The organism is Pseudomonas sp. PDM32, from assembly GCF_019219225.1.
Classification (GTDB): Bacteria; Pseudomonadota; Gammaproteobacteria; order Pseudomonadales; family Pseudomonadaceae; genus Aquipseudomonas; species Aquipseudomonas laurylsulfatiphila.
Map to the genome: position 1 here is coordinate 341,788 of NZ_JAHUWE010000003.1, position 23,122 is coordinate 364,909.

16 protein-coding genes and 1 tRNA gene are annotated in these 23,122 nt (G+C 59.6%); 3 read left to right on the forward strand and 14 right to left on the reverse strand.

All coding sequences use genetic code 11. The features are described 5' to 3' along the window. Positions 1-11 precede the first annotated feature (11 nt). Positions 12-905, reverse strand: a complete 894-nt coding sequence (locus tag KW846_RS07985; RefSeq protein ID WP_218481872.1) for a DMT family transporter — start codon at positions 903-905, stop codon at positions 12-14. Positions 906-1,041: 136 nt separating this feature from the next. Here KW846_RS07985 and KW846_RS07990 point away from each other — a divergent pair, with 136 nt between their 5' ends. Both KW846_RS07990 and KW846_RS07995 read left to right on the forward strand, forming a co-directional pair. Then, complete coding sequence (locus KW846_RS07990) at positions 1,042-1,479, forward strand: Lrp/AsnC family transcriptional regulator (RefSeq protein ID WP_007973356.1); 438 nt, start codon at positions 1,042-1,044, stop codon at positions 1,477-1,479. A 56-nt stretch (positions 1,480-1,535) separates the two neighbouring features. Next, complete coding sequence (locus KW846_RS07995; protein WP_218481873.1) at positions 1,536-1,865, forward strand: YceK/YidQ family lipoprotein; 330 nt, start codon at positions 1,536-1,538, stop codon at positions 1,863-1,865. A gap of 60 nt (positions 1,866-1,925) precedes the next feature. Here KW846_RS07995 and KW846_RS08000 read toward each other — a convergent pair whose 3' ends face one another. After that, positions 1,926-2,597 carry a Bax inhibitor-1/YccA family protein gene (locus tag KW846_RS08000; protein ID WP_007973359.1) on the reverse strand — a complete coding sequence of 224 codons (672 nt, stop codon included), beginning with the start codon at positions 2,595-2,597 and terminating at the stop codon, positions 1,926-1,928. Between the two features lie 123 nt (positions 2,598-2,720). On the opposite strand from KW846_RS08000, the gene KW846_RS08005 reads away from it, so the two are divergent. Beyond that, positions 2,721-2,808, forward strand: a tRNA-Ser gene (locus KW846_RS08005). A 195-nt stretch (positions 2,809-3,003) separates the two neighbouring features. Here the strand turns inward: KW846_RS08005 and KW846_RS08010 are convergent. From KW846_RS08010 to KW846_RS08065, 12 genes are all read right to left on the reverse strand, one after another. Further along, a complete protein-coding gene (locus KW846_RS08010; protein ID WP_218481874.1) occupies positions 3,004-5,430 on the reverse strand; it encodes an RND family transporter in 2,427 nt (808 codons plus the stop codon). A 7-nt stretch (positions 5,431-5,437) separates the two neighbouring features. Continuing rightward, a complete protein-coding gene (locus KW846_RS08015) occupies positions 5,438-6,394 on the reverse strand; it encodes a YCF48-related protein (protein WP_007973362.1) in 957 nt (318 codons plus the stop codon). Positions 6,395-6,462: 68 nt separating this feature from the next. After that, complete coding sequence (locus tag KW846_RS08020; protein WP_218481875.1) at positions 6,463-7,821, reverse strand: DUF1329 domain-containing protein; 1,359 nt, start codon at positions 7,819-7,821, stop codon at positions 6,463-6,465. 13 nt (positions 7,822-7,834) lie between these two features. Beyond that, a complete protein-coding gene (locus KW846_RS08025) occupies positions 7,835-9,649 on the reverse strand; it encodes a DUF1302 domain-containing protein (RefSeq protein ID WP_371321731.1) in 1,815 nt (604 codons plus the stop codon). Between the two features lie 440 nt (positions 9,650-10,089). Further along, positions 10,090-11,649 (reverse strand): long-chain fatty acid--CoA ligase, encoded by a 1,560-nt coding sequence (locus tag KW846_RS08030; RefSeq protein ID WP_218481877.1) that lies wholly within the window; start codon positions 11,647-11,649, stop codon positions 10,090-10,092. A gap of 276 nt (positions 11,650-11,925) precedes the next feature. Beyond that, a complete protein-coding gene (locus tag KW846_RS08035) occupies positions 11,926-14,646 on the reverse strand; it encodes a LuxR C-terminal-related transcriptional regulator (RefSeq protein WP_218481878.1) in 2,721 nt (906 codons plus the stop codon). Between the two features lie 29 nt (positions 14,647-14,675). Continuing rightward, positions 14,676-15,512 carry a poly(3-hydroxyalkanoate) depolymerase gene (gene phaZ / locus KW846_RS08040; protein ID WP_218481879.1) on the reverse strand — a complete coding sequence of 279 codons (837 nt, stop codon included), beginning with the start codon at positions 15,510-15,512 and terminating at the stop codon, positions 14,676-14,678. 87 nt (positions 15,513-15,599) lie between these two features. Next, the gene (gene phaC / locus KW846_RS08045) at positions 15,600-17,276 is read right to left on the reverse strand and encodes a class II poly(R)-hydroxyalkanoic acid synthase (RefSeq protein WP_007973374.1); all 1,677 of its coding nucleotides are present in this window, start codon (positions 17,274-17,276) and stop codon (positions 15,600-15,602) included. An 85-nt stretch (positions 17,277-17,361) separates the two neighbouring features. Next, entirely contained in the window at positions 17,362-18,978 is a 1,617-nt protein-coding gene (locus KW846_RS08050) for a GMC family oxidoreductase (protein ID WP_218481880.1), read from the reverse strand. An 11-nt stretch (positions 18,979-18,989) separates the two neighbouring features. Next, positions 18,990-20,423 carry a coniferyl aldehyde dehydrogenase gene (locus tag KW846_RS08055; protein WP_218481881.1) on the reverse strand — a complete coding sequence of 478 codons (1,434 nt, stop codon included), beginning with the start codon at positions 20,421-20,423 and terminating at the stop codon, positions 18,990-18,992. A gap of 227 nt (positions 20,424-20,650) precedes the next feature. After that, entirely contained in the window at positions 20,651-22,231 is a 1,581-nt protein-coding gene (locus KW846_RS08060) for an arylsulfatase (RefSeq protein WP_218481882.1), read from the reverse strand. A gap of 56 nt (positions 22,232-22,287) precedes the next feature. After that, the gene (locus tag KW846_RS08065) at positions 22,288-23,121 is read right to left on the reverse strand and encodes an SDR family NAD(P)-dependent oxidoreductase (RefSeq protein ID WP_007973378.1); all 834 of its coding nucleotides are present in this window, start codon (positions 23,119-23,121) and stop codon (positions 22,288-22,290) included. Position 23,122: the final 1 nt, after the last annotated feature.

Genomic DNA, 23,122 nt, shown 5'->3' on the forward strand with positions numbered 1-23,122 from the left:
GGCGAAGCGGGTTACGGCGTCACCGTGCGCCGAAACTTCAGCGACCAGCCTTGTTGCATACCGGCGGCGGCCAGCAGGATTGCCGCGACACCGATCCACTGCAGCGGCTCCAGACGATGGCCGAAGGCAAACCAGTCGACGAAAATCGCCGCAATCGGATAGATGAAGGACAGCGCCCCTGTCAGCGCAGTGGGCAGTTTTTGAATGGCGCCGTACAGCAACACATACATCACACCGGTGTGCACCATGCCCAGTGTCACCAGGCTGACCCATGCGCTCGGCGCCTGCGGCAGTGTCGAAAGATTCGCCAATGGCGCGAGCAACAACACGCCGGTGCTGACCTGGATCAGCGCAATCAGGTGCGGTGGCGTCCCCGTCAAACGCTTGATGATCAGCGCGGCAATCGCATAGAGAAACGCTGCGCCCAACGCAAGGGCAATGCCCGTCAGGTAATCGCTGCCGCTCTCGCCCTGGCTGCCATGGGCACTGACGATAGCCAGCATCCCGAGAAACGACACGCCCAGCCAGACCATTTTCTGCGCGGTGATCTTTTCGTTGAGAAACAGCGCCGCCAGCCCGACCAGCATGAACGGCTGAACGTTATAGACGGCGGTGCCGATGGCAATCGACGCCCGGGAATAGGACGCGAACAACAACACCCAGTTGCCGACAATCGCCACCCCGCTGAGCACGGCGAGCAAAAACGTGGTGCGGGTCAGAATGCCGGGGCGCAGAAAACCAAAGGCGGCGCAAATCAGCAGCAAGGTGCCGGCACCGAACAGGCAGCGCCAGAACACCACATCCAGTACCGGTTGCCCGGACACCAGCACGAACCAACCGATGGTGCCGGAGATCAGCATGGCGACCGTCATTTCAAACGAACCGCGGCGTAGGGATTTGTCCATCATCAGACTCCTGTGTTTGTGGCCAAAGTATGCCAATGCACCACAGCGCCACTCCATAGCAAAAAGCAGGCTAAACTCTGATTCAGCCTTTTTTATGAAGGCAGTTTTGAAAAAATGCCTAACAGAGGATTTCGCCATGACCGATGACATCGACCAGGTGCTGATCACGGCCCTGATGGAAGACTCGCGACGCTCGCTCAAGGCCCTGGCGCAAATCAGCGGCCTGTCCTCCCCCAGCGTCGCCGAGCGCCTGCGCCGCCTGGAAGAGCGTGGCGTGCTCAAGGGCTACACCGTTGAAATCGACCCGAAAAGCTTCGGTTATCAACTCCAGGCCATCGTGCGTATTCGCCCGTTGCCGGGCCAGTTGCAAGAAGTGGAGCGGCAAATCATGGCCATTCCCGAATTCACCGAGTGCGACAAGGTGACCGGCGACGACTGTTTCATCGCACGCCTGCACGTGCGCTCGATGGAACAACTGGACACCCTGCTCGACCGCCTCAACACCCACGCTGAAACCAATACGGCCATCGTCAAGAAAACCCCGGTCAAGCGCCGGTTGCCGCCCATGGCGTGAGTGATATTTGTTTCAGACTGAAGTAGATTGATGGTTTCCGGCGAAGGATTGACGGCATGAAAACTCAGGCAATGCTCCTGGTGGCAATGATGCTTGCGGGTTGCGGCACGATTCAGACGGTTGTGCGCAGTGACGAAGTGGCCTCGAAAAGTCTCAAGGAACAAAAGAGTTACTGCGGCGCGGTACCGCGAATCTACAGCGGCGTGACCTACGACTTTTGCATACTGAACGCGCCCCTCGAAAACGGTCGGGATGCGCAGGTACATGGCCCCGCCCCCGCCATCGTGCTGCTCGACGCGGTCGTGTCCGGTGCGATGGATACGTTGCTGCTGCCCTACACCATTTACCGCCAGCAAGCTGACGGCAGCATTGTCATTACCGAGTAGCCCTGGATTCCAGGCATAAAAAAACCCGCCTGAGCGGGTTTTTTACTTCAAGGTCGACGATCAATCATCACGGCCCATGATGCCGAACAGCTGCAACAGGCTGACGAACAGGTTGTAGATCGATACATACAGGCTGATGGTGGCCATGATGTAGTTGCGCTCGCCGCCGTGAATGATGGCGCTGGTCTGGAACAGGATGCAGACCGAGGAGAACAGCACGAAACCTGCGCTGATCGCCAGTTGTAGACCGCTGATCTGGAAGAAGAAGCTCGCCAGCGTCGCACCCAGCAGCACAAAGAAGCCTGCCGTGATGAAACCACCGAGGAAGCTCATGTCCTTGCGGGTGATCAGCACATAGGCCGACAGGCCGCCGAACACCAGCGCGGTCATCGCGAAGGCCGAACTGACCACTTCAGCGCCGCCCTGCATACCCAGGTAACGGTTGAGGATCGGACCAAGCAGGAAACCCATGAAACCGGTCAGGGCGAATGCCGACACCAGGCCCCAGGCCGAATCACGGAGTTTGTTGGTGAGGAAGAAAAGACCGTAGAAGCCAATCAGCACCACGAAAATATTCGGGTAGCCAACACGCATCTGCTGGGCAACGTAGGCCGTCACACCACTGAATGCGAGGGTCAGGGCGAGCAAGCCGTATGTGTTGCGCAGGACGCGGCTAACCTCTAGCTGCTCAGCCTGCACGCTGTTATTAACTGCGTAATCCTGTTCGCGCATGGCGACACTCCTGTTGGTTTGAAACGTTCAGTCGCAAAGATCATAACAGACACTCTGTAACTAGCTATGCAGAGAGTTTGACAGTGTGTTTCATTCAGGTATTATGGCGCCCGCAACGCAAACGGAGGTGTGGCCGAGTGGTTTAAGGCAACGGTCTTGAAAACCGTCGACTGTAACAGGTCCATGAGTTCGAATCCCATCGCCTCCGCCATCTTTATACAACAAAGCCCTGATTTTTCAGGGCTTTGTCGTTTCTGGCTTTTGGTAAAGTTTTCCAGCCCACACTTCAGCCCACTCCTTTGCAGCAGCAAACTGGAAGATGCCCAAGCGTATCGATACAAGCGTAGCACCCCTGACTCCCCTCCAAAAAAAGACGGCCCGAAGGCCGCCAAAGTACTGCATGGAGTTAGTTTGCGGGTGGCTGCTCAGGATGCTTGCCGGCGTGCACCGGCGGTAGCAGCCATGCCGCGAGTGCCGGTAGCAACAGGATGGCGCCCCAAACGTTGACCAGGAACATGAACGCCAACAGCACGCCCATGTCGGCCTGGAACTTGAGGGTGGAAAACACCCATGTGGACACGGACACCGTCATTGTCATGGCGGTGAACAACGAGGCAGTGCCACGCTGCTTTAGCGCTTCGACAAACGCCTGACGCAGGTCCGAATGACGTGAATGCATTTCGTGCTTGATCCGCTCGAACAAGTAAATGCCGTAATCCACGCCGACCCCGACGCCCAGTGCCACCACCGGTAGCGTATTGACCTTGAGACCAATACCCAGCCATGCCATCAACCCGTTGCACAGCACCGTGACCAGCGCCAGTGGAAGAATGATGCACAGGGTGATACGCAGCGAGCGAAAGCTCAGCAGGCAGAGTAAGGTCACCGAGCCGAAAAGCGCGAGATTCACCCACTTGTCCGCCGCCTCGACCGCCTCATTGGTCGCGGCCATTACCCCGACATTGCCACTGGCCAGCTGAAAACGAAGATCATCGCCGTCGTGGGTTACCTTGAACGCTTTTATCCTTTCGATGATGTTGCTGATAGTCGAGGCCTGGTGATCTTCGGTGTACAGCGAGATCGGCATGGCACTGCAGGTGGAGTTCATCAGTTCATTGCCAAGGCGCGTGGCGAAACCCACACCTTGGGCAATTTGCGCCTGCTCCTCGGGAATGGTGCGCCATTTGATGAAGGTTTCCGCGTAGCCCTGGGTGATCTGCCCGACATAGCCCGCCAGCCCTCGCACCGTACCGACGCCCGGGGTCTGCTTCATCTCGAATTCGAAATCTTCGACTTTGCCCAGAATGTTGCGATCAACACAGGGCGACTCGTTGCCCTTTGCCTCAACCACCACCTGCAACAGGTCAACGCCGATGGCGAAGTTACGGGTGACCATCGCCACGTCCTGGTTATAACGCGAATCGGCACGCAGCTCCGGGACACCCTGCCCCGTGTCTCCCACCTTCAACTTTCCCGCCTGCCACATGCCAACACCGAGCAGAACCACCGCAATCAGGATGACCGGCACACTGCCCTTGCGGGTTGCCAATCCCCCCAGGTGCTCCCACAGCCAGTCCCCAGAGGTTTCCTTGCCCCGCAGGCGCTCGGCATCCCTGGCCGAAATACGCATGTAAGACAGCAGGATCGGCAACAGCAGTTTGTTGGTGAGGATCATCAGGCTGACCCCCAACGTCGCGGTGATGGCCAGTTCCCGCACCATCTCGATCTGCACGAAGGCGATTACCAGGAACCCCAGTGCATTGGCCAGCAGCGCCATGGCACCTGGTATGAAAAGTTTCTGGAAGCAATTGCGCGAAGCGGTGATGCTGTCGTGACCACGCAACACCTCCAGTTTCCAGGCGTTGGTCATCTGCACCGCATGGGAGACACCAATGGAGAAAATCAGGAACGGCACCAAAATCGACATGGGGTCGAGTGCCAGTCCCAACAGCGGCAGCAGACCCAGTAGCCATACCACCGGGACCATGGCGCAAACCAACGCCCAGGACGTCAGCATCAGCGAGCCGCAATACCAATACAGCAACAGTGCGGTGATCACGAAGGCCACGGCGAAGAACAGCAACACCCCGGCGGCACCGTCCGCGATATCCCCGGTCGACTTGGCGAAGCCAATGATGTGCACACTGATGCCATCTTTTTCGTGTTTGGCGCGAATTGCCTCCAGGGACTGGCTGACAGCTTGCAGATCCAGACGCAAACCGGTCTCCGGGTCCACTTCCTGCAAGTTCGCCACCACCATGGCGGCGCTCAAGTCATTGGAGACGATACGGCCGACCCAATCGGACTTCAGCACATTTTCGCGCACCGCCTTCAGTTGCTCTGCAGTACCGGAGAAGTCGGCCGCAACAATGTTGCCGCCCCTGAAGCCGTCTTCTACCACCTCGTTGTAGCGCACATTGGAGGTGAACAACGAAGTGACCGAGCTACGCTCGACGCCCTTGATGTAGAAAACCTCCTCGGTGACCTGATGCAAGCTCTCCATGAATCCGGGGTCGAAGATCTCGCCCTTTTCGTTCTTCAACGCCAGCAATACTTTGTTGGCGCCGCCGAAAACCGACTGATACTTGAGAAAGGACTGCATGTACTCATGCTGCAACGGGATCATCTTGGAAAAGCCCGCCTCCACACGCAGTCGTGTGGCGGTGAAGGTAAACAGCAGCGTCAATAGAATGAAAAAAATCAGAAGCGGGCGACGCAAGTGAAAAATCCACCAGGACACCCGACCGACCAGACTACGGGAGAAGTGGTGGCGGTCGAGCACCTGAACGTCGCCCACAAGCTCGAGCCCCTGATTGTCGTGGTACCTACTCATAGAAACCTCAATTGGCTGTCGCTTGCGTCAAGCTCAGGGACTGAACACCGGCATCGCCCACGGCCAGGGCACCGCCGGTCACCGCAACAATCTGCGAGAGCCCGCCACGGGCGGCGTGACTCAGCTCAAAGCTTTTGCCATCGTCGTTACTCAGTGCCAGCAACCCGGCATTGCCGACCAGGGCGATACGCCCGTCAGGCAAAACCTGCCCTCCTTGCAGTGCAACCTTGGCGTCCAGGGGAATCAGCTGCCAGGTATCTCCCCGGTCGTTTGAGCGATACAGATTGCCGCGCATGCCGAAAGCCAACAGCGCACCACTTGGCGTCTGCAGTCCGCCAAAAAAAGAACCCTCGTAAGGGGATTGCAACGCTTCCCAGTTCAGCCCCAGGTCACGCGAGCGCAGCAGGGTGCCGGATTCGCCGAAAAGGAACAGGTCACCACCGACCTTCAGCACTTTGGCGATGTGCCGATCAAAGTCCTCCCCCATCACCGTTTTCTTGCTCCAGCTCAAGCCAGCGTCGACGGATTCCAGATAGTGACCGAATGCGCCATAGGCGACGAAATGCTGGCCGCCCAGGTAGGTGACACCGAGCAGCGAATCATGACCGATACCGTCCACCCCTACGGCTGTCCATTGCTGACCGCCGTCGGTGGTGCGCAACAGGGTCGCGCCATGTCCAACGGCGATACCCAGTCGGTCGTTGGCGAAAGCAAGCCCAGTCAGCGTTCGATCGGCTGACGTATGAATGCCCTGCCAATGTTGCCCATCATCCGCGGAACGAAGGATCCAGCCGCGCTCGCCGGCACTGAACAGTTGACTGCCCACGCGCTGGATATCGAGCAGGATGATTCGCTGTGAATTGATCCCGGTCTGGATCGAGCCAGGCGTCTCGGCATGTACAGCAGATGCCGCGATGAGTGCCGCCCACAACACCCTGTGAACGGACTTGCCCAAAATAGCCATTGGCCGCTCCTCTCTTGTATTTGTAATCGACGACCCGCAACCGGGTCGCCTTGAGACTGCCTGAGGGCTTAGTGACCAGCGCGACGCAGGGCATCGGGCTGGAAGTCGGCCTGACGTCCCTTGACGCCGAACTTCCAGGGTTGCTTGACCTCATTGTCCAGGCCCGAGACCATGTAGTTGCCGTTGCTCAGGTCATGGAAGATGTTGGCGCGGTACCACGGCACACCGACGTCATAGAACTGGATCATCGGGTGCACGCCAATGCGCCATAGCTGGCCGCGAGTGTCGTAGGCGTCTTCGAGCAACACGGTCCAGCTGTCCTCGTCGAGATACATCACGCGCTTGCCGTAGATATGCTTCTGCCCGGCCTTGAGCGTGCCCTCGACGACCCAGGTACGGTGGAGTTCGTAGCGCATCAGGTCGGCATTGACGGTGCCTTTTTGCAGGATGTTTTCGTACTTCAGCGACTTATCGGACAACTTGTAGTCGTTGTACGGAACATAGATTTCCTGCTTGCCGACCAGTTTCCAGTCATAGCGGTCGGGCGCGCCGTTATAGCCGTCGTACTGGTCGGTCACCCGCATGCTCTCGGTGCCATCGCTGACGTTGTCATACGCCAGATCCGGCGCGCGGCGCACACGACGTGCACCGGCGTTGTAGATCCAGGCCGAGCGCGCTTCCTTGACCTGGTCCACCGGTTCACGCACCAGGTAGACCGTGCCCTGCAACGTGGCCGGTTCAAGGAAGTAGCCAAGGAAGGAAAACAGGTGGTTGTCCATACTGCGATCCATGTTCTGGTCGAACACGCGGTTCTCGCGGAAACCAACCTTGTAGAACTCGCCGCTGCTACGTACCGGGAACCAGTGATAGGTCCGCTCGAAGCCTCCGCCCAAGTAGCGAACCAAGTGGTTCCAGATTGCTTCCTGACCGTTCTTCGGGATCGGGAACGGTATGTTCGAGCCATTGAGGTTGCTCAAACCGAAACCCTGCAACTCGACCTGAGTGGACTGAGTCTTGGCTTTGGCGGTGACTTCAGCCGGCAGTGCGGCGGTGCGCCGGGTCTGGTAGATCGGCATCTTGAAGTTGTCATACTTCTTCAACAAAGCCAGGGTGCCGGGCGACAGCTTGTCTTTGTACTGATCGGCATTGGCCGCGGTGATCACCATCTGCGGCTTGTCTTGCGGGAACGGATCAACGTAGCCCTTCTCCGGACTCCAGCCTGCCGGAGGAGCCGTCAGGCCGCCCTGCCAGGCTGGAATGCTGCCATCGGCATTGCCGGCCTTCTCGGCGCCAACCGGAGTGAGGTCGTTACCAAGGCGAGCAGCCTCTGCATCGGTCAATTTGGCGAAAGCGTCGTTCCCGCCAAGCAACAGTGCGATGGCAATAGCCAGGGCACGCGGGGTGTGGCAAGTATTTATTGTTTTCATGCCTTGTTCCTCATCAGAACTTGTAGCTGTAATTCATCGAGTAGTAGTCCCGGTCACGCAACGGGTCGTACTTGGCGTCGTTGTTGTACGTCACATAGTTGAACTCCAGGCTGTGGGCCTTCAGGTAGTCGAAACGAACGCCGGCACCGACGGTAAACCGGCCTTCGTTGAACTGGCCGTCCATCGAAACCCCTTCCACGTCCTGCCCCAGGAACAAACTCGGGTAAGTGCTGACGCCTACGCCCAACAGGTCCGGGTACTCCAGTTGCCCTCGCAATCTGTAGCCCCAGGCGAAGTCGGTGATGTAACCGTCGTTCTTGCAGCCGTCGGGTTGCGGGTTGGTCGCAGTGCCGCAGAGGTTCCCGCCATAGCTGGGCGCCGAACCCGGGCCAAAGATGAAACCGCGACCGTAACGAATGTCGCTGTCGCCCTGAGGGATGTCGTTCCACTGGAAGGCAACTTCACCGGCCACCTGCAGGCTCGAGGCGCCCAGAACGTTGGGGAACAGGTTGATGCCGTTGATCTGCAGCTGGGTTTTATCGAAGCGGTCATACCCGGTGATATAGGCATTCGGGCCAGCGGCTCGCGCGCCCGCGCCTTGCGGCCCCACCCCTTGGGCAGCGGCGGCAAGCAGGTCGTTGCCGTTACGTTGTACCGGCGTGTTTGGCGAGTAGCTCAGTTCCGCACCGACCGACCAACTGGCCAACGTGGTGGCGGCGCTCAGGCCATACAGGTGGATGTCTTCGGGATACTCCCAGAAGGCAGTCGTCGAGGTCGCACCGAACGGCAGATTTTCATGGACCTGCACCGGGTTGAGGAAGGGTGCTCGCGCCCCGGCGGGGATCCGGCCCCAATCGCCGCTGTGGGCGGAAATGATCGGCGTACGCGAGTGGATGGTCATGGCGTAGGCACCGAGCTCGGTGTCTATCGATTCGACCAGATAGTGCAGCGCCACACCCCATTGCCCCGAATCCCGGGCTTCATCGCCAGTGCTCAGCGGGACGTTCATGCCATTGCGAAAGCCGACCGGGTTGCTGACGTTAGGCAGCGACGTGGCCATGGTGCAACCACCCGGATGAGTCGAAATGATGGTTTCGGTGGTCGACCAGTAGTTGCCACAGCCCTCAACGGCAGTAGGCTCCCACTTGAACTGGTAGAACGCATCCAGCGACAGTCCGTCACTCAAACCGAAGCTGCTGGAAATCATCCACACCGGCAGCAACGCTTCCTTGATCTCGGTGCCCGGACGGCGCAGAGAAGGAACGTCGATCGGGTTGATCTGGTTGAGCCCCTGAACAAAGATGCTCTCGCCCCAGTTCAGCACCTGACGACCCAGGCGCACCTGCAGCGGGTGATCGTCCAGGTGGTAGGTGTCGTAGACATAGGCGTCGAGCAGGTAAACGCCTTTGTTCCTTTGCAGGTCGTCAAAGCCGTTATCGGACAATGGCTTTTTCTGGTAACCGTTGGCCTGGTTGCCAAAGTGCACGTCTTCGTCTTCCAGTGCCTGATCGTACCAGCCCTTCACGCGCAGCATGCCGCCCATGTCGCCGTTGTGCAGGTTCAGTTCGGTGAGGAACTTGCCGATGGTAGAAAACCGGTCGCCGCGATCGTAGTTGAGGTTGCCGCCATCGGTATTGGAACCGCCCAGGCCGTCGGTCTTGCCGATCACCTGTCCGTCGAGTCGACTGTACAACTCGTTATCACGCCCTTCGGCGCGCCAGCTGCTGCCAACGGAAAGTGTGGTGTCGAGGCTCCCCGACCAACCGCTCTCGGTATCAAAATTGAATGCCTGGGCATTGCCGGCGCCCACTCCGAGAATTCCAAGCACGACTGCCTGACCAAGCTGATGCCGGACAAAGCCTGTTTGTGGCGAACTTATTCTTATCATTGTTCACATTCCTAAATAATCCCGACGCTACGGTTCAACCCACCACTCTTTGGCTCCTGGATTTCCCTGTGAAAAAACCTCCCTCCCCAACCACCCGGCCGCCAGAGACTGGCCGGACAAGTAAACATTGACTGCGCAGCGCTTAACCCTCCCGAGATGGGAGGGGGTTGGGAGGGAGGCAGGAAAGGGAGTCACACCGCACTGGCGAATGGGAAATGCAGGCGCACGCCGCTGCCGGCTGTTGTGCACAACAGCCGGGGCGAATCAAGCAGGAAGGGAGAAACAGCCGGGGCGCAAAGCCCGTCCACAAGTGCTCATCGATGACCTGGCAGTTGCCGGCTCAAGTCATCCATGGTCGATTGCGCCCGGAGATGGGTCGCTCAACCAACTCGCCGCGAACTGCCCTGCCAGAACGGTTCACGCAGTTCGCTCTTGAGCACCTTGCCAGCGCCCGAGAGCGGTAACGCAGCACGGAACTCCACGCTTTTCGGCGCCTTGTAGCCGGCGATCTGACGCTTGCAATGGGCGATCAATTCTTTGCCATTCGGTTCAGTGCCAGGCTTGAGTACCACCACGGCATGCACCGCCTCGCCCCATTGCTCGCTAGGGATCCCGATCACCGCACACATGGCGATATCCGGATGGCTGCACAAGGCATTCTCGACCTCCGCCGAGAACACGTTTTCGCCACCGGTGACGATCATGTCCTTGAGGCGGTCGACAATGAAGATGTAGCCATTTTCGTCCATCCTGGCCCCGTCCCCCGTACGCAACCAGCCATCACCAGGCAGAGCCGCCAGGGTTTGCTCGGGTTTGTTCAGGTACCCGCTCATTGCATTCGGGCCCCGAACGACGATTTCACCGATGCAGCCACGAGGCACCTCACGGCCATCGTCGTCGACGATCTTGACTTCCACCGCCCGGGTGGCACGACCACAGGAGCGCAACATGCCGGCAGCGGCGGCCGCCGCGGTGTGCTGAGCCGGGCCGAGCAGAGAAACGATGGGCGACATCTCCGTCTGGCCATAAGCCTGGAACAGCTGCAGTTGCGGCAGCATGGCCTGCAGGCTCCACAGCGTCTGCTCCTGAATGGGCGAAGCGCCATACACCAGGTGCTGCAACGAGGACAGGTCGTAATCGTCCACCTCGGGATGATTGATCAACAACTGAATCATGGTCGGCACCAGCATGGCCACCTGAATGCCGTGACGCTGAATCGCCGCCATCGCTTCGGCCGGCTGGAACGCCGGCAGTATGACGTGAGTCGCGCCTTCGAGCACACCGACATAACCGGTGGACATGTCCGCCAGATGGAACATCGGTGCTGCGCGCAGCATGACCGAATCAGGCGGTACCAGGCCCTCGACATCCAGCGCAATCTGGCTGCTCCAGAAGGCCGTATGACTGATCATCACGCCCTTGGGGAAACCCGTGGTGCCGCCGGTATAGAACACACCAAGGAGTGAATCGCCGCCACGTCGGGCATCCTCCATGGGCGAGGCCCGGGCAATCAGCGTTTCGTAATCCAGCATCCCATCCGGCGTGGTGCCGTCACCGACGTAGATGACATGACGCAACGAAGGAACCTGCCTGGATAACCGCAGACCGATGTCCTTGAAGGTCTCGTCAACCAACAGTACCGAGGTTTGCGAATCGGTCAGCGCATACGCGTTCTCCTCCGCACTCCAGCGTGTGTTGCAAAGATTGAGAACGGCATCGGCCCAGGGTACGGCGAAGCAATATTCGAGGTAACGATCAGAGTTCAAACCCAGCATGGCGACGCAATCGCCGCTCTGTACGCCAAGCTCACGCAACGCCCCGGCCAGTCTCGCAACACGCTCGACAAACTGGCGCAGAGTGCGACTGCGATCGCCGTAGATCGTCATTAATCGCTCGGGCGCGCACTGTAGATTACGGTGCAAGGGCTGAGTGAAGTACATGGTCTCTCCTGAAGTTGCAGCTATTGTTATTGTCCGTGCCTTGACGGCAGGAGACGGCAATGCCGGGCGCTCACCGCTTGGGGGCAGGAGCATTGCAGGTCTGGAGCCATCAGCGCTCACATGAACCCTGCATGCACGGTTTCACCACCGTTACCCGGCACCCTACCCCAAGGTGAAAACTGGCAACCCTCCCATCTAGGGAGGGGTGGTGGCGCGGTTCAACGGTTCAACGGTTCAATACCTGGACTTTTGCGAGGATGCCAAGGCGATACTGCGTTAGTTAAGCAACCCGACTTGCCGCGCCTTGCTCACTGCATCCTCGCGAGAAAAGGCACCCAACTTGCCGAAGATATTCTTCAGGTGCCACTTGATGGTTCCAGGCGAAAGATCGAGGGCCTTGGCGATGCTCTTGGTTGACAGCCCACGGGCCAGATGTTCGACCACTTCAAGCTCACGGGGCGAGAGGATATCGCTGCCGGGCGCAGGTGCCCGACCACCCTCACCTGTCCCGCTCGAGAGGCTCTGCGAATCGGCGCCATGCATCAGACAGTGTTGAATGTAGTCACGCTCCAGCGCTGTCAGTGCATCGACACTAAGCGATTGCAGCAGGCGCAGCCCCACCGTTCCTTCATCAAGAAACACCCGGAACATCCCGTATTCGCAGGCATTGCGCAGTGCCGTGGACATGTGGCGCTGGGCCTCTTGTGGTTCATGGAGCGCTGTCCTGGCAATAGCGACACGGATTCGCAGCACGGTAGCTGGTTGTAACTGCCCCCACTCCTGACAGACCAGTGCCCAGCTTTCCCCTACCTCGATCGCGCATCGATAGTCGCCTTCGGCCAGGGCCAAGGCCGTGTGTGCCATTGCGCAGGCCAGGGGGATCTCCGCCCAGGCACAACCGCGCTTGTCCAGGTAAGGCATGGCCAGCGCGCGCAGTCTGCGAAACAGCTCGCGCGCGCGGGCCAGATCATGCTGATGGCAGGCAATACGTATCTGCTCGGCAAAACGCCACGCCTGCAGGCGATCAAGGCCAATGCTTTCGGCGATCTCGCCCAATCGATCGAGGGTGGCGTGGGCCGCCTCCAGCCTGCCCGCAGCACACTGCAAATGCGCCTGGGCAAGGTAGGTATACAAAATGCAGTCAGAGGTCCCCAGGACCTCGGCGACCCCGAAGCAGCCTTCAACGTAGTCCTCGGCGGCTTCCAGGCTGTTCAAGTGATAGCAGGTCAACGCCAGGGTGGACTTGATGAAGATGGCGACATCCTGCGCCAGCGACTCGTTGCGCGTCACTTGCACCAGGACACCTTCGAGATCGCGGCGGGCCTGGTTCATATCGCCCTGGACAAAAAAACTGAGGCCACACAGCGCATCGAAAAACGGCCGGGCCCGAGGGCCTTGCGCGCGCCGGAGCAGACCTCGCGTGCTGTAGACCAGATCCCGTACAAACACTGTTCGTCCAGCCTTGAGCAATGCCACGCCACCAAGGGTATAGAGCATCAGCAGGTGAAAGTGACGCTGGCTGGGCGGCTGTGCCATCAAGGGCTCGAGCAGCGCCAGTACAGCTGTCGTATCGTCCCTCCTGAGCAGGTACATGGCCCTCAGCAATTGCAATTCAGTGTCTATTTCCGGCCGGCTGACTTCCGGGTGAGCTTCGATCGAAGCGAGTGTGAGCTCGAATCTCTCCATGCGATTGCAGGTGAGTTCTGCCCAGGCAACCGCCAGGAGCAAGTCAATCTGCTTGGACCAGGCTTCACGCGGCAACTCGTCGGCCAACTGCAGCAGTTGTGCAAAATGCGCGTCACCGATCAGCGACCTCGCCGCCCGTGCCAGCAACTGCACGCTGCCCTCAAGGTCCTGGGCTGCCTGAGCATGACGAATCGCCTCGACGTACAAACCGTGATCAGCAAACCATTGGCTGGCGGCGTGATTGACCCGAATTACCTCCACAACCGGCAGCTCATTGCGGCGCCGTTGCAGATACCCGGAAAACATCTGGTGGAAACGGAACCACTGCAGGCGACCCTCGAGGTCGATCGGCAACAGGAACAGGTTCTGCTCGAGCAATATGTCAAGCACCGCCGCGTTTTCCGGGCTGCCCGTCAATGCGACGCACAGCTCGCGATTGAATCGTCGGCAGGTCGAAACCTGGACCATGGCAGCGATTTGCCCGGCAGAAAGCACACGACTGATGCAGTCATCCAGGTAGGCATCGAGACCTGATTCATCGATCGCCATGACCATGCCGCCACAGGCTCGCAGGCTCTGTTCAAAATTACCGCTGTGGCGAAGTGACAGGACACCGATCTGCAGGCCCGCGGCCCAACCGTCCGTCAGCTCATACAGACGTTGTTGCTGCTCGCCGGACAGGTTTTCGAGACCGTTGAGCTCAAGCAGACTGAACTGTTCCTCGGCCGTCAGGCGCAAGTCGGCAAAATCAATCTGGGTCAACTGCCCCTTGATGCCGATCGCCAACAGATTGAGCGCCGGACGCTGGCGTGTGGTGATCACCAGATGGAAGTTGTCCGGCGCCAGATCGATCAGGCGCTGGATCATCGCCAATGCCGGCTGCGCAGTGAGGAAATGCAGGTCTTCGAGGAATAGATAAATGGATCGAGGATGCTCGTAGAGCGCGTTGACCAGCAGCGACAGCAACACCTCCAGCGAACGCTGGTCAGTGCGCTCGCTCAGGCCAATGATGTCGTCGCCGACAGCCAGGCCCGCGGCCCCCAGGCTGGCGACCAGATACGCCGCCCAGAGCGTCTCGTCGTCGGCCCCCAGGTTGAACCAGGCGACGTCCAGCCCCGCACCGATCAAGCGCTGGCGCCATTGCGCCGCCAGTGTGCTCTTGCCACTGCCCGCAGGCCCCAGGATCAAGGTCAACTTGCGCTCGCGCCCTGCCTCGATCAGTTCCAGCAGACGCTCACGCGGCAGCGACCGGGGATCGATTCGGGGCGGCGACCATTTGGTGCGGATGAGTATCGTGTTGGAGGATTTCATAAGGCTAGCGAACCAATGAACTGCTCATGTCACGCTTGATGAATTCTAGCGCGCTGGCGTTCCTGCGCGAGGAAGGACGAGATGATCGGTGCAACGGTTTGCGCCCGGGCCACCAGGAACAGATGGCCATCGCCGATCACATGCAACTGCGAATTGGGAATGCGCCTGGCCAACAGGCGCATGTTGGGCAGCGGAATGATCGGGTCGTCATCGCCGGCCAGAATCAGGGTCGGCTGATGGATCCGATGCAGCCAGTGAATGCTGGTCCAGCCCAGGCCCGCCAACAGTTGCAGGTAGTAACCGCGCCTGCCGCCGGAACGCACCTTGCTGGCGAACGCTTGTGCCAGTGCCGGGTCATGGCGAAAAGCACCGCCATAGATGTCCGGCGCGATCCGCGCGCCGTAGGACGGCTGAATGTAACGGCGCGGAGTGGCCATCCTCCAGAGCACTTTGGGTTTGGCCGGCAGCATCACCATGCCCGCACACGTGGCGGCCAGGATCAGTTTCTTGCAACGCTGTGGAAAGTCGTGGGCGAACTGTTGTGCCAGCGCTCCGCCCCAGGACACGCCGATCACGTTGACCTGGCCAACGTCCAGATAATCGAGCATGCGCGAAACCCGTTTCGCCAGGTCAGAAAACCGGTAAGGCAAGCTCGGCAGGGAGGAGCCGCCGACACCGGGCACGTCGAAGGCGATCACTTGCATGTCCGGATCAAGCGCCCGGACGAATGGAAACAAAAGCTCCAGGTTGGCGCCAATGCCATTGAAGACTAGCAACGGCGGCAGATCGGCCTTGCCTGGACGAATGGCAACGCGCAGATGGCCACCCTCCAGTTCGATGGTGCGATAGACAAAGGGCTGTGACATGTTACGGAGGTTCCTTCTGCGGCGCCGGGCCAAGGGATCTGGAACGTGGACAGGACGGGACGCAAGCGCCCGTCCGGCTACAGCGAGTCAGCGCACGTGCACGTAGGTGCCAGGAGCCGCTTCAGCCGCGACGTAAGCCTTGTTGCCCAGCTTGACGGGGGCCTTCCTGCTCTGACCGGAGCGTGCTTGCAACCAGGCCAGCCAGTGAGTCCACCAGGAGCCGGTCTCTTTACTGGAACCTTCCAGCCAATCCTGGGCATCAACCGGCAGGCTGCTGCCGGTCATGAAGCGGGCCTTGGGGTTACCCGGCGGGTTGAGGATGCTCTGGATATGCCCGCTGTTGGACACCACGAACTCACCCTGGCCGCCGAACAGGTGCATCGAGCGGTAGCAGGCATCCCATGGGGTGATGTGGTCGGTCAGGCCTGCCATGCAATAGAAATCGCTGGTGACCTGCTTGAGATCTATTGGAGTGCCGCAGACCTCCAGAGCGCCGGCACGGGCCAACGGGTTGGTCTGGTACATCTCGATGAATTCGCCGTGCAGCGCGGCCGGCAGGTTGGTGGTGTCGTTGTTCCAGTAGAGGACATCGAATGCAGGCGGCTCGTTACCGAGCAGGTAGTTGTTGATCCAGTAGCTCCAGATCAGGTCATTGGGGCGCATCCAGGCGAAGACTTTTGCCAGCTCACGACCTTCCAGCACACCCGCTTGATAAGAACGGCGCTTGGCCGCCTCCAGGGTTTTCTCATCAGCGAACAGCGAGACCTGGGTGTCGGGGCGAATATCGAGCATGCTGACCACCAGGGTGAAGGCATTCACCTTGCTCTCGCCCAGTGCCGCGTAGTGGCCCAAAAGCGATGACATGGTGCTGCCTCCGGAGCACGCGCCAAAGGTGTTCAAATCAGTGCTGCCGGTAATCGCCAGCACTGCGTCGACCGCCTCTTTCAGGGCTTCGACATAGGTGGACAAGCCCCACTCGCGCTGCGCCTTGCCCGGATTGCGCCAACTGACGGCAAAGGTCTGGATGCCACTGTCGAGAAGAAAACCAATCAGGCTCTTCTGCGGCGCCAAATCAAACAGGTAGAACTTGTTGATCTGGGGCGGCACCACCAGTAACGGGCGCTCCAGCACCTGCTCGCTTCGAGGTTTGTACTGAATCAGCTCCAGCACCTCGTTTCGAAACACCACCGCGCCAGGCGTCGTACCCAGATTGCCGCCCACCTCGAAAGCCGTCTTGTCCACCTGGCTGGGCATGCCACCGTTTTCAATCAGATCGCGGGTCAAGTGCGCGAATCCATCCAGAATGCTCTTGCCACCGGTTTCGAAGAAACGCTTGAGGGCCGCAGGGTTGGCCAGGGTGTTGGTCGGCGCCATCGCCTCGGCCAGCAGGTTGATGACGAACTGGCCACGGCTGGCATCCTGATCGCTGAGGTTGCTGCTACTGATCCAGTCGTTCATTTCCCGGCACCAGGCCAGATAGGCTCGCATATAGCGACGATACAGCGGGTTGCCCTGCCAGGCTGGCTCATCGAAACGCTTGTCCCCCGCCGCCGGCTTGAGATCCGAACGGTCGAGCAGGATGTTTTTCAGTTCCATGCCGAACGCCGCCATGTGTCGGGCGCTGTGCACGGGTTGCTTCAACACTTGTTGCAGGACCATGCGAGCGCTGCTGAGTATGTCGCGCCCGCGAGGGCCGAATGCTGGATTCAGGCTAAGCGTGTGCTTGGCGGCTTGCAGGGAGAGCTCTTTATCATTTTTGTCCATTGTGACACCCCATGCTTGACACTAGGCCCCTTGGTGGATCGGGGCCTTGATCGCTTCGTGGAAGTAACTCGAATCACAGACAGGCTCACAGGGGACGCGCGTCTTCCTTGAGCATGGCGGCAGCCTTTTCACCGATCATGATGGTCGGCGCGTTGGTATTGCCCCCGGGAATGGTCGGCATGATCGAGGCGTCGGCAATCCGCAGGCCTTCGACACCGCGCACTCGCAGACGCGCATCGACCACGGCCAGCGGGTCACTGTCAGGGCCCATCTTGCAGCTGCCTACCGGGTGATACTGGGTATCCGCGCGACGGCGTATGTCCTGCTCGATCTGCCGGTCGTCATTCCAGTCGACGGGATAGATCAGTTGCGGCCCGAAACGGGCGAAATGGGTGGACTCGAGGATCCGGGCCTGGGTCTTCGCCGCCTGGATCAGCAACTCGATGTCTTCACGCCGATCGAAAAAGCGTGGATCGATGACCGGCGCGTCGAGCGGATTGCGGCTGCGCAGGGTCACGGTGCCTGTGCTTTTCGGGCGCAGTACCTCGATATGGCAGCTGTAGCCATAACCCCAATGCAGGTGTCGACCATGGTCGTCGACCACGGCGGTGACGAAGACCATCTGCAGGTCCGGTTTGTCCAGCGCCGGATCGGAGCGCAGGAAGGCGCCGGCCTCGGCGAAATTGGTGGTCAGCATGCCGCTGCGCTTGCTCGCCCACTCCACGGCAGCCGCCGCCAGCTTGACGCTGGAACCCACGGTGAGGCCCAGGCAACCCTCCGGATGACTGACCTTGTACGGCACCGTGTAGTCGATGTGATCCTGCAGGTTCTGGCCGACGCCTGGCAGGTCCACCAGCACCGGAATACCCAGCCGGGTCAACTCCCCGGCCGGCCCGATGCCCGACAGCATCAAGGCCTGTGGAGTACCAAAGGCGCCAGCGGCGAGAATCACTTCACGGCGGGCACGCACTTCCTGCACATCCTTGCCGTTGTGGTAACGCACACCCACGCAGCGCTTGCCCTCGAAGATCAGGCTGTGGAACGGAGCGTTGAGGTAAAGTTGAAGATTATTCCGATCAAGGATCGGCCACAGGTAGCCCTTGGCCGCGCTGCAGCGTTCTCCATCCTTCTGGGTCACCTGGTAGCGGAAACAACCGTCCTGCTGGCGACCGTTGTAGTCGTCAGTACGGGCGATGCCCTGCTCCTCGGCGGCACTCATGAAGACTTCGCACAGAGGGCTCGGCGACTTCAGTTCAGCGACATTCAGCGGGCCGCCAGCGCCATGGAACTCGCTCTCGCCAAAGCGCTCGTTGTGTTCCGACTTCTTGAAATACGGAAGAACCTCCTCATAACTCCAGCCGGGGTTGCCGAGGTTCTCCCAATGGTCATAGTCCCAGCGATGGCCGCGGACGTAGACCATGCCGTTGATCGAACTGGACCCGCCCAACGCCTTGCCACGCGGCTGGTAACCCTTGCGCCCGTTGAGCCCCGGCTGGGGCACGGTTTCGTAGGACCAGTTATGGAAGCCTTCGCGCATCATCACCACTACGCCCGGTGGTGCCTGAATCAACACTTTCTTGTCACTGCCACCGGCCTCGAGCAGGCAAACACTGACCTGAGGATCTTCACTGAGGCGCGCCGCCACCGGACAGCCACCCGAGCCGCCACCCACCACCACGTAATCGAACACACTCTGACTCATATCATTCTTCCTCAAGACTTCACATCCGCATCCGGCTTGCCCAGGTAAAACGCCAGCGCCAGGCTCTGAAGCCGGCCGCCAAAGGGTGGATGGAAGAGATGGGTGGGAAACCAGGTACGCCTCTTGAACACAGTGCGTGCGTGACTGAGCTCGCGAAACCCTTCTTCTGCGTGATAGTTGCCCATACCGGAATTTCCCGTGCCACCGAAAGGAGCACCGTGGTTGAAAGCGTGCCAGCCCCAATCGTTGATGGTCACGCCACCGGAATGGGTCCGTTTGAGCAATCGATCGATGCTCATCGTGTCGGTTGAAAAAATGTACAGCGCCAGGGGACGTTGCCCGCTGTTGATGTGAGCCACCACACCGGTGAGGCTGTCATAACCCAATACCGGCAGCAGCGGACCGAAAATCTCTTCCTGCATCACCCGCATTTCCGGCGTCACACCCGTCAGGATGTGCAACGGCATCCTGCGCCCCGGGGCAACCTCGCCACAGACAATGATCCGGGCGCCCTTGGCCCGCGCATCTTCAAGCAGGCCCTGGAGGCGCTGAAACTGACGATCATCGATGATCGAACTGTAGTCATCGTTAGCGGCAGGCCGTTCGCCGTACAGCGCCTGGAACTGACTGCGGACTTCGCCGACGAAGCGCTCGATATCGTCCTGGGGAACCAGGGCGTAGTCCGGTGCGATGCAGATCTGCCCGCCATTGGTGCCCTTGCCGTGAACGATACGTCGCGCGGCATCGCTCAGGTTGTAGTCCGCCAGCACCACCGCAGGCGACTTGCCACCCAACTCCAGTGTTACCGGTGTCAGGTTGGCTGCGGCGGCACGCATGACCAGACGCCCGACCCCGGGGGACCCGGTGAAGATGATGTGGTCGAATGGCAGCGAAGAGAAAAAGCCCGGGTCTTCAAGCTCACCACCGACCAGGGCCACTTGCGAGTCGTCGAACACCTCTGCCAGCAGACGCTTGAGGACCTCGTTGGTGTGCGGGTTGAACTCGGACATCTTGAGCATCACCCGGTTGCCTGCGGCGAGCGCACTGACCAGACCCGCAATGGCGATGTAAACCGGAAAATTCCATGCCGATATGACCCCCACCACGCCTTTCGCCTGATACTCCACCCACAACTGATTGCCCTTGAACAGCAGCTCTGTGGGGCGTCGGCTTGGCTTCATCCAGCTCCCCAGATGCTTGAGGGTGTGATTGATGTGCAAGATGCAACCCATCAGGTCCAGGAACTTGGTGTCGACGGCGGAGCGATGGCCAAAATCGGCGCTCATCGCCGCGACAATGGCGTCCTGGTAACGCCGTAGCTGGGTGCGCAGTGCGATCAGATTGGCCTGGCGCTCAGCCAGCGAGGAATGAGGTTGAGCACGGAAAGCCTCACGCTGGGTATTGAACACGCGGGCCACTCGCTGAACCGCCATTTCCTGGATCATGCCTTGATTCCTCTGAACTGAAGACCACCAACACCCACTGTCGCGTTCAACCATGCAGGTATCGCTGCGTGAACAGAGGGTATGGCCGTCACTGTGGACTTCAAATAGCCGAAGACATCAAAGCTATTGCACTTGACCTCAGTTGCTGGCTGCCTTGCCTGGCACGACACTCGGATGAAATCTTCGTCGCGCAAACAAAGATGCCACCCGGAGGTGGCATCGATGGGTTACTGCTGCTTCTGCTGCCGCGCGTTCTCTTCGATCTGTGCATCCACCCGCTTGCGTACCTGGTCGATACTGAAGCTGGCCGGTTTCTGGCTGGGCGGGTACTCGACGAAAGTTTGCAGGAACTTCGCGGCTTTCATCGTGGCCACACCAAGCAGGTAAGCGTTCTTGATTATCCAGTCGTAGTACTGATTGGAAACAACGTCCGCCCTTTCGTAAGGGTCCATGCGCAAGTTGAAGATCTTTGGTGCCCGCAGACAGACGAAAGGTTCGCTCCAGACCTCGAAACCTCCTGGCTTGCGTTGCTCGCAGAACACCGCCTTCCAGTCACCGAAACGCGACGCGACCAACACGCCGTCGTCGTTGAAGTAGTAGAACTCCTTGCGCGCACCGCTCTTGGCCTTGCCGGTCAGATAGTCGAGCTGGTTGTAGCCGTCCAGGTGCACCTTGAAGTTCTTGCCCGAAAAATTCGCCCCCTTGAGCAGGCGTTCCTTGACGTCGGTATCACCCGCTACCGCCAGCAAGGTCGGGAACCAGTCGAGTCCGGAGAACATTTCAGTGGACACTTCACCCGCCTTGATCTTGCCCGGCCAACGAACCATCGCCGGCACACGGAACCCGCCTTCCCAGTTGGAGTTTTTTTCGTTGCGGAACGGTGTGGTTGCCGCGTCCGGCCAGGAAAACTGATTCGGACCATTGTCGGTGGTGTAGACGACAATGGTGTTGTCGGCGATCTTCAGGTCGTCGAGGGTTTTCAGCAGTTTGCCGACGTCACCATCGTGCTCGAGCATGCCGTCCGCGTACTCGTTGCCGGGCATGCCACTCTGGCCTTTCATCGAGTCGCGCACATGGGTAAACAGGTGCATGCGGGTGGTGTTCATCCACACGAAAAACGGTTTGTCTGCCTTGACTTGTCTCTCCATGAACGCTTGAGCAGCGGCGGTGGTTTCGTCGTCGATGGTTTCCATGCGCTTGGCGGTCAATGCGCCGGTGTCTTCAATCTTGCCATCGGCATAGGAATGGATGACCCCACGCGGTGTGGCGGCCTTGACAAAGTCCGGATCATCTTTAGGCCAATTGGCACGCTCGGGTTCTTCTTCGGCGTTGAGGTGGTACAGGTTGCCGAAGAACTCGTCAAAACCGTGATTGCTCGGCAGGAACTCATCGCGATCGCCCAGGTGGTTCTTGCCGAACTGACCGGTCGAATAGCCTCGAGCCTTGAGTGCCTGCGCAATGGTAATGTCGCGCGCCTGCAGGCCGACTGGCGCCCCGGGCATTCCGACTTTGGTCAGGCCCGTACGCAACGGTGTCTGGCCGGTGATGAACGAAGAACGTCCTGCGGTGCAACTGTTCTCCGCGTAGTAGTCAGTGAACATCATGCCTTCGTTGGCAATGCGATCGATGTTCGGTGTCTTGTAGCCGACCACGCCATGGCTATAGGCACTGATGTTGGTCTGGCCGATATCGTCGCCGAAGATCACCAGAATATTGGGTTTATCCGCCGCCCCGGCTGTCGCCGAAAGGCCTATCAACGAGACGCCCACCAGGGCCATCCGCGACAACCACGCGCGCTTGTCTTTCATGATTTGTCCTTGTTGTTTTGACTGAATGCTTCGGATTGTCCGGACAGCGGTGGCGCTTAGATTCCGGTCAGCCCGCCGCTACAGATCAACGTCTGGCCACTGACATAGTCGGACTCGGGAATGCAGAACATGTACACCGAGCCGGCAGCTTCTTGCGGGGTACCGGCACGCCCCAACGGAATGCTGCGCTCGAGCATGGTCATCAGGTCAGGGTTGATACCGACCTTGATCTCGCGACCTTCGATCTCGGCGGTGGCGTTACCGTCGGCAGTGGCTTCGGTCAGACGAGTCTTGATAAAGCCGTAGGCCACGCAGTTGACGGTGGTGTTCAGGCGCCCCCACTCCTTGGCCAGCGTCATGGTCATGCCGGTGATACCGGCCTTGGCGGTGGAATAGTTGGCCTGACCGGCATTACCGAACAACCCGGCAACGGAGGAAATGTTCACCACTTTGCGAATGTTACGCAGGCCGGCGTCCTGTTCAGCCTTGACCAGGTTGCGGATGACCGGCTGCGCCGCGCGCAGGATGCGAAATGGCGCGGTAAGGTGCACATCGAGCATGGCGTACCACTGCTCGTCAGTCATCTTCTGGATCACGCTGTCCCAGGTGTAGCCCGCGTTGTTGACGATGATGTCCAGCCCCTTGTAATGCTCGACCGCGGTGCCGACGAAGCGCTCGGCGAAATCAGGCGCCGAAACGCTGCCGATACAGGCGACGGCTTCACCGCCCATGGCCTTGATGGCCTCGACCACTTCCTGAGCCGGCTCGGCGTCAAGGTCATTGACCACCACGCGGGCACCATCGGCTGCCAGCTTCAGGGCGATGGCGCGGCCGATTCCACGACCGGAACCGGTAATCAGGGCAACTTTACCTTCGAGTTTCTTGCTCATC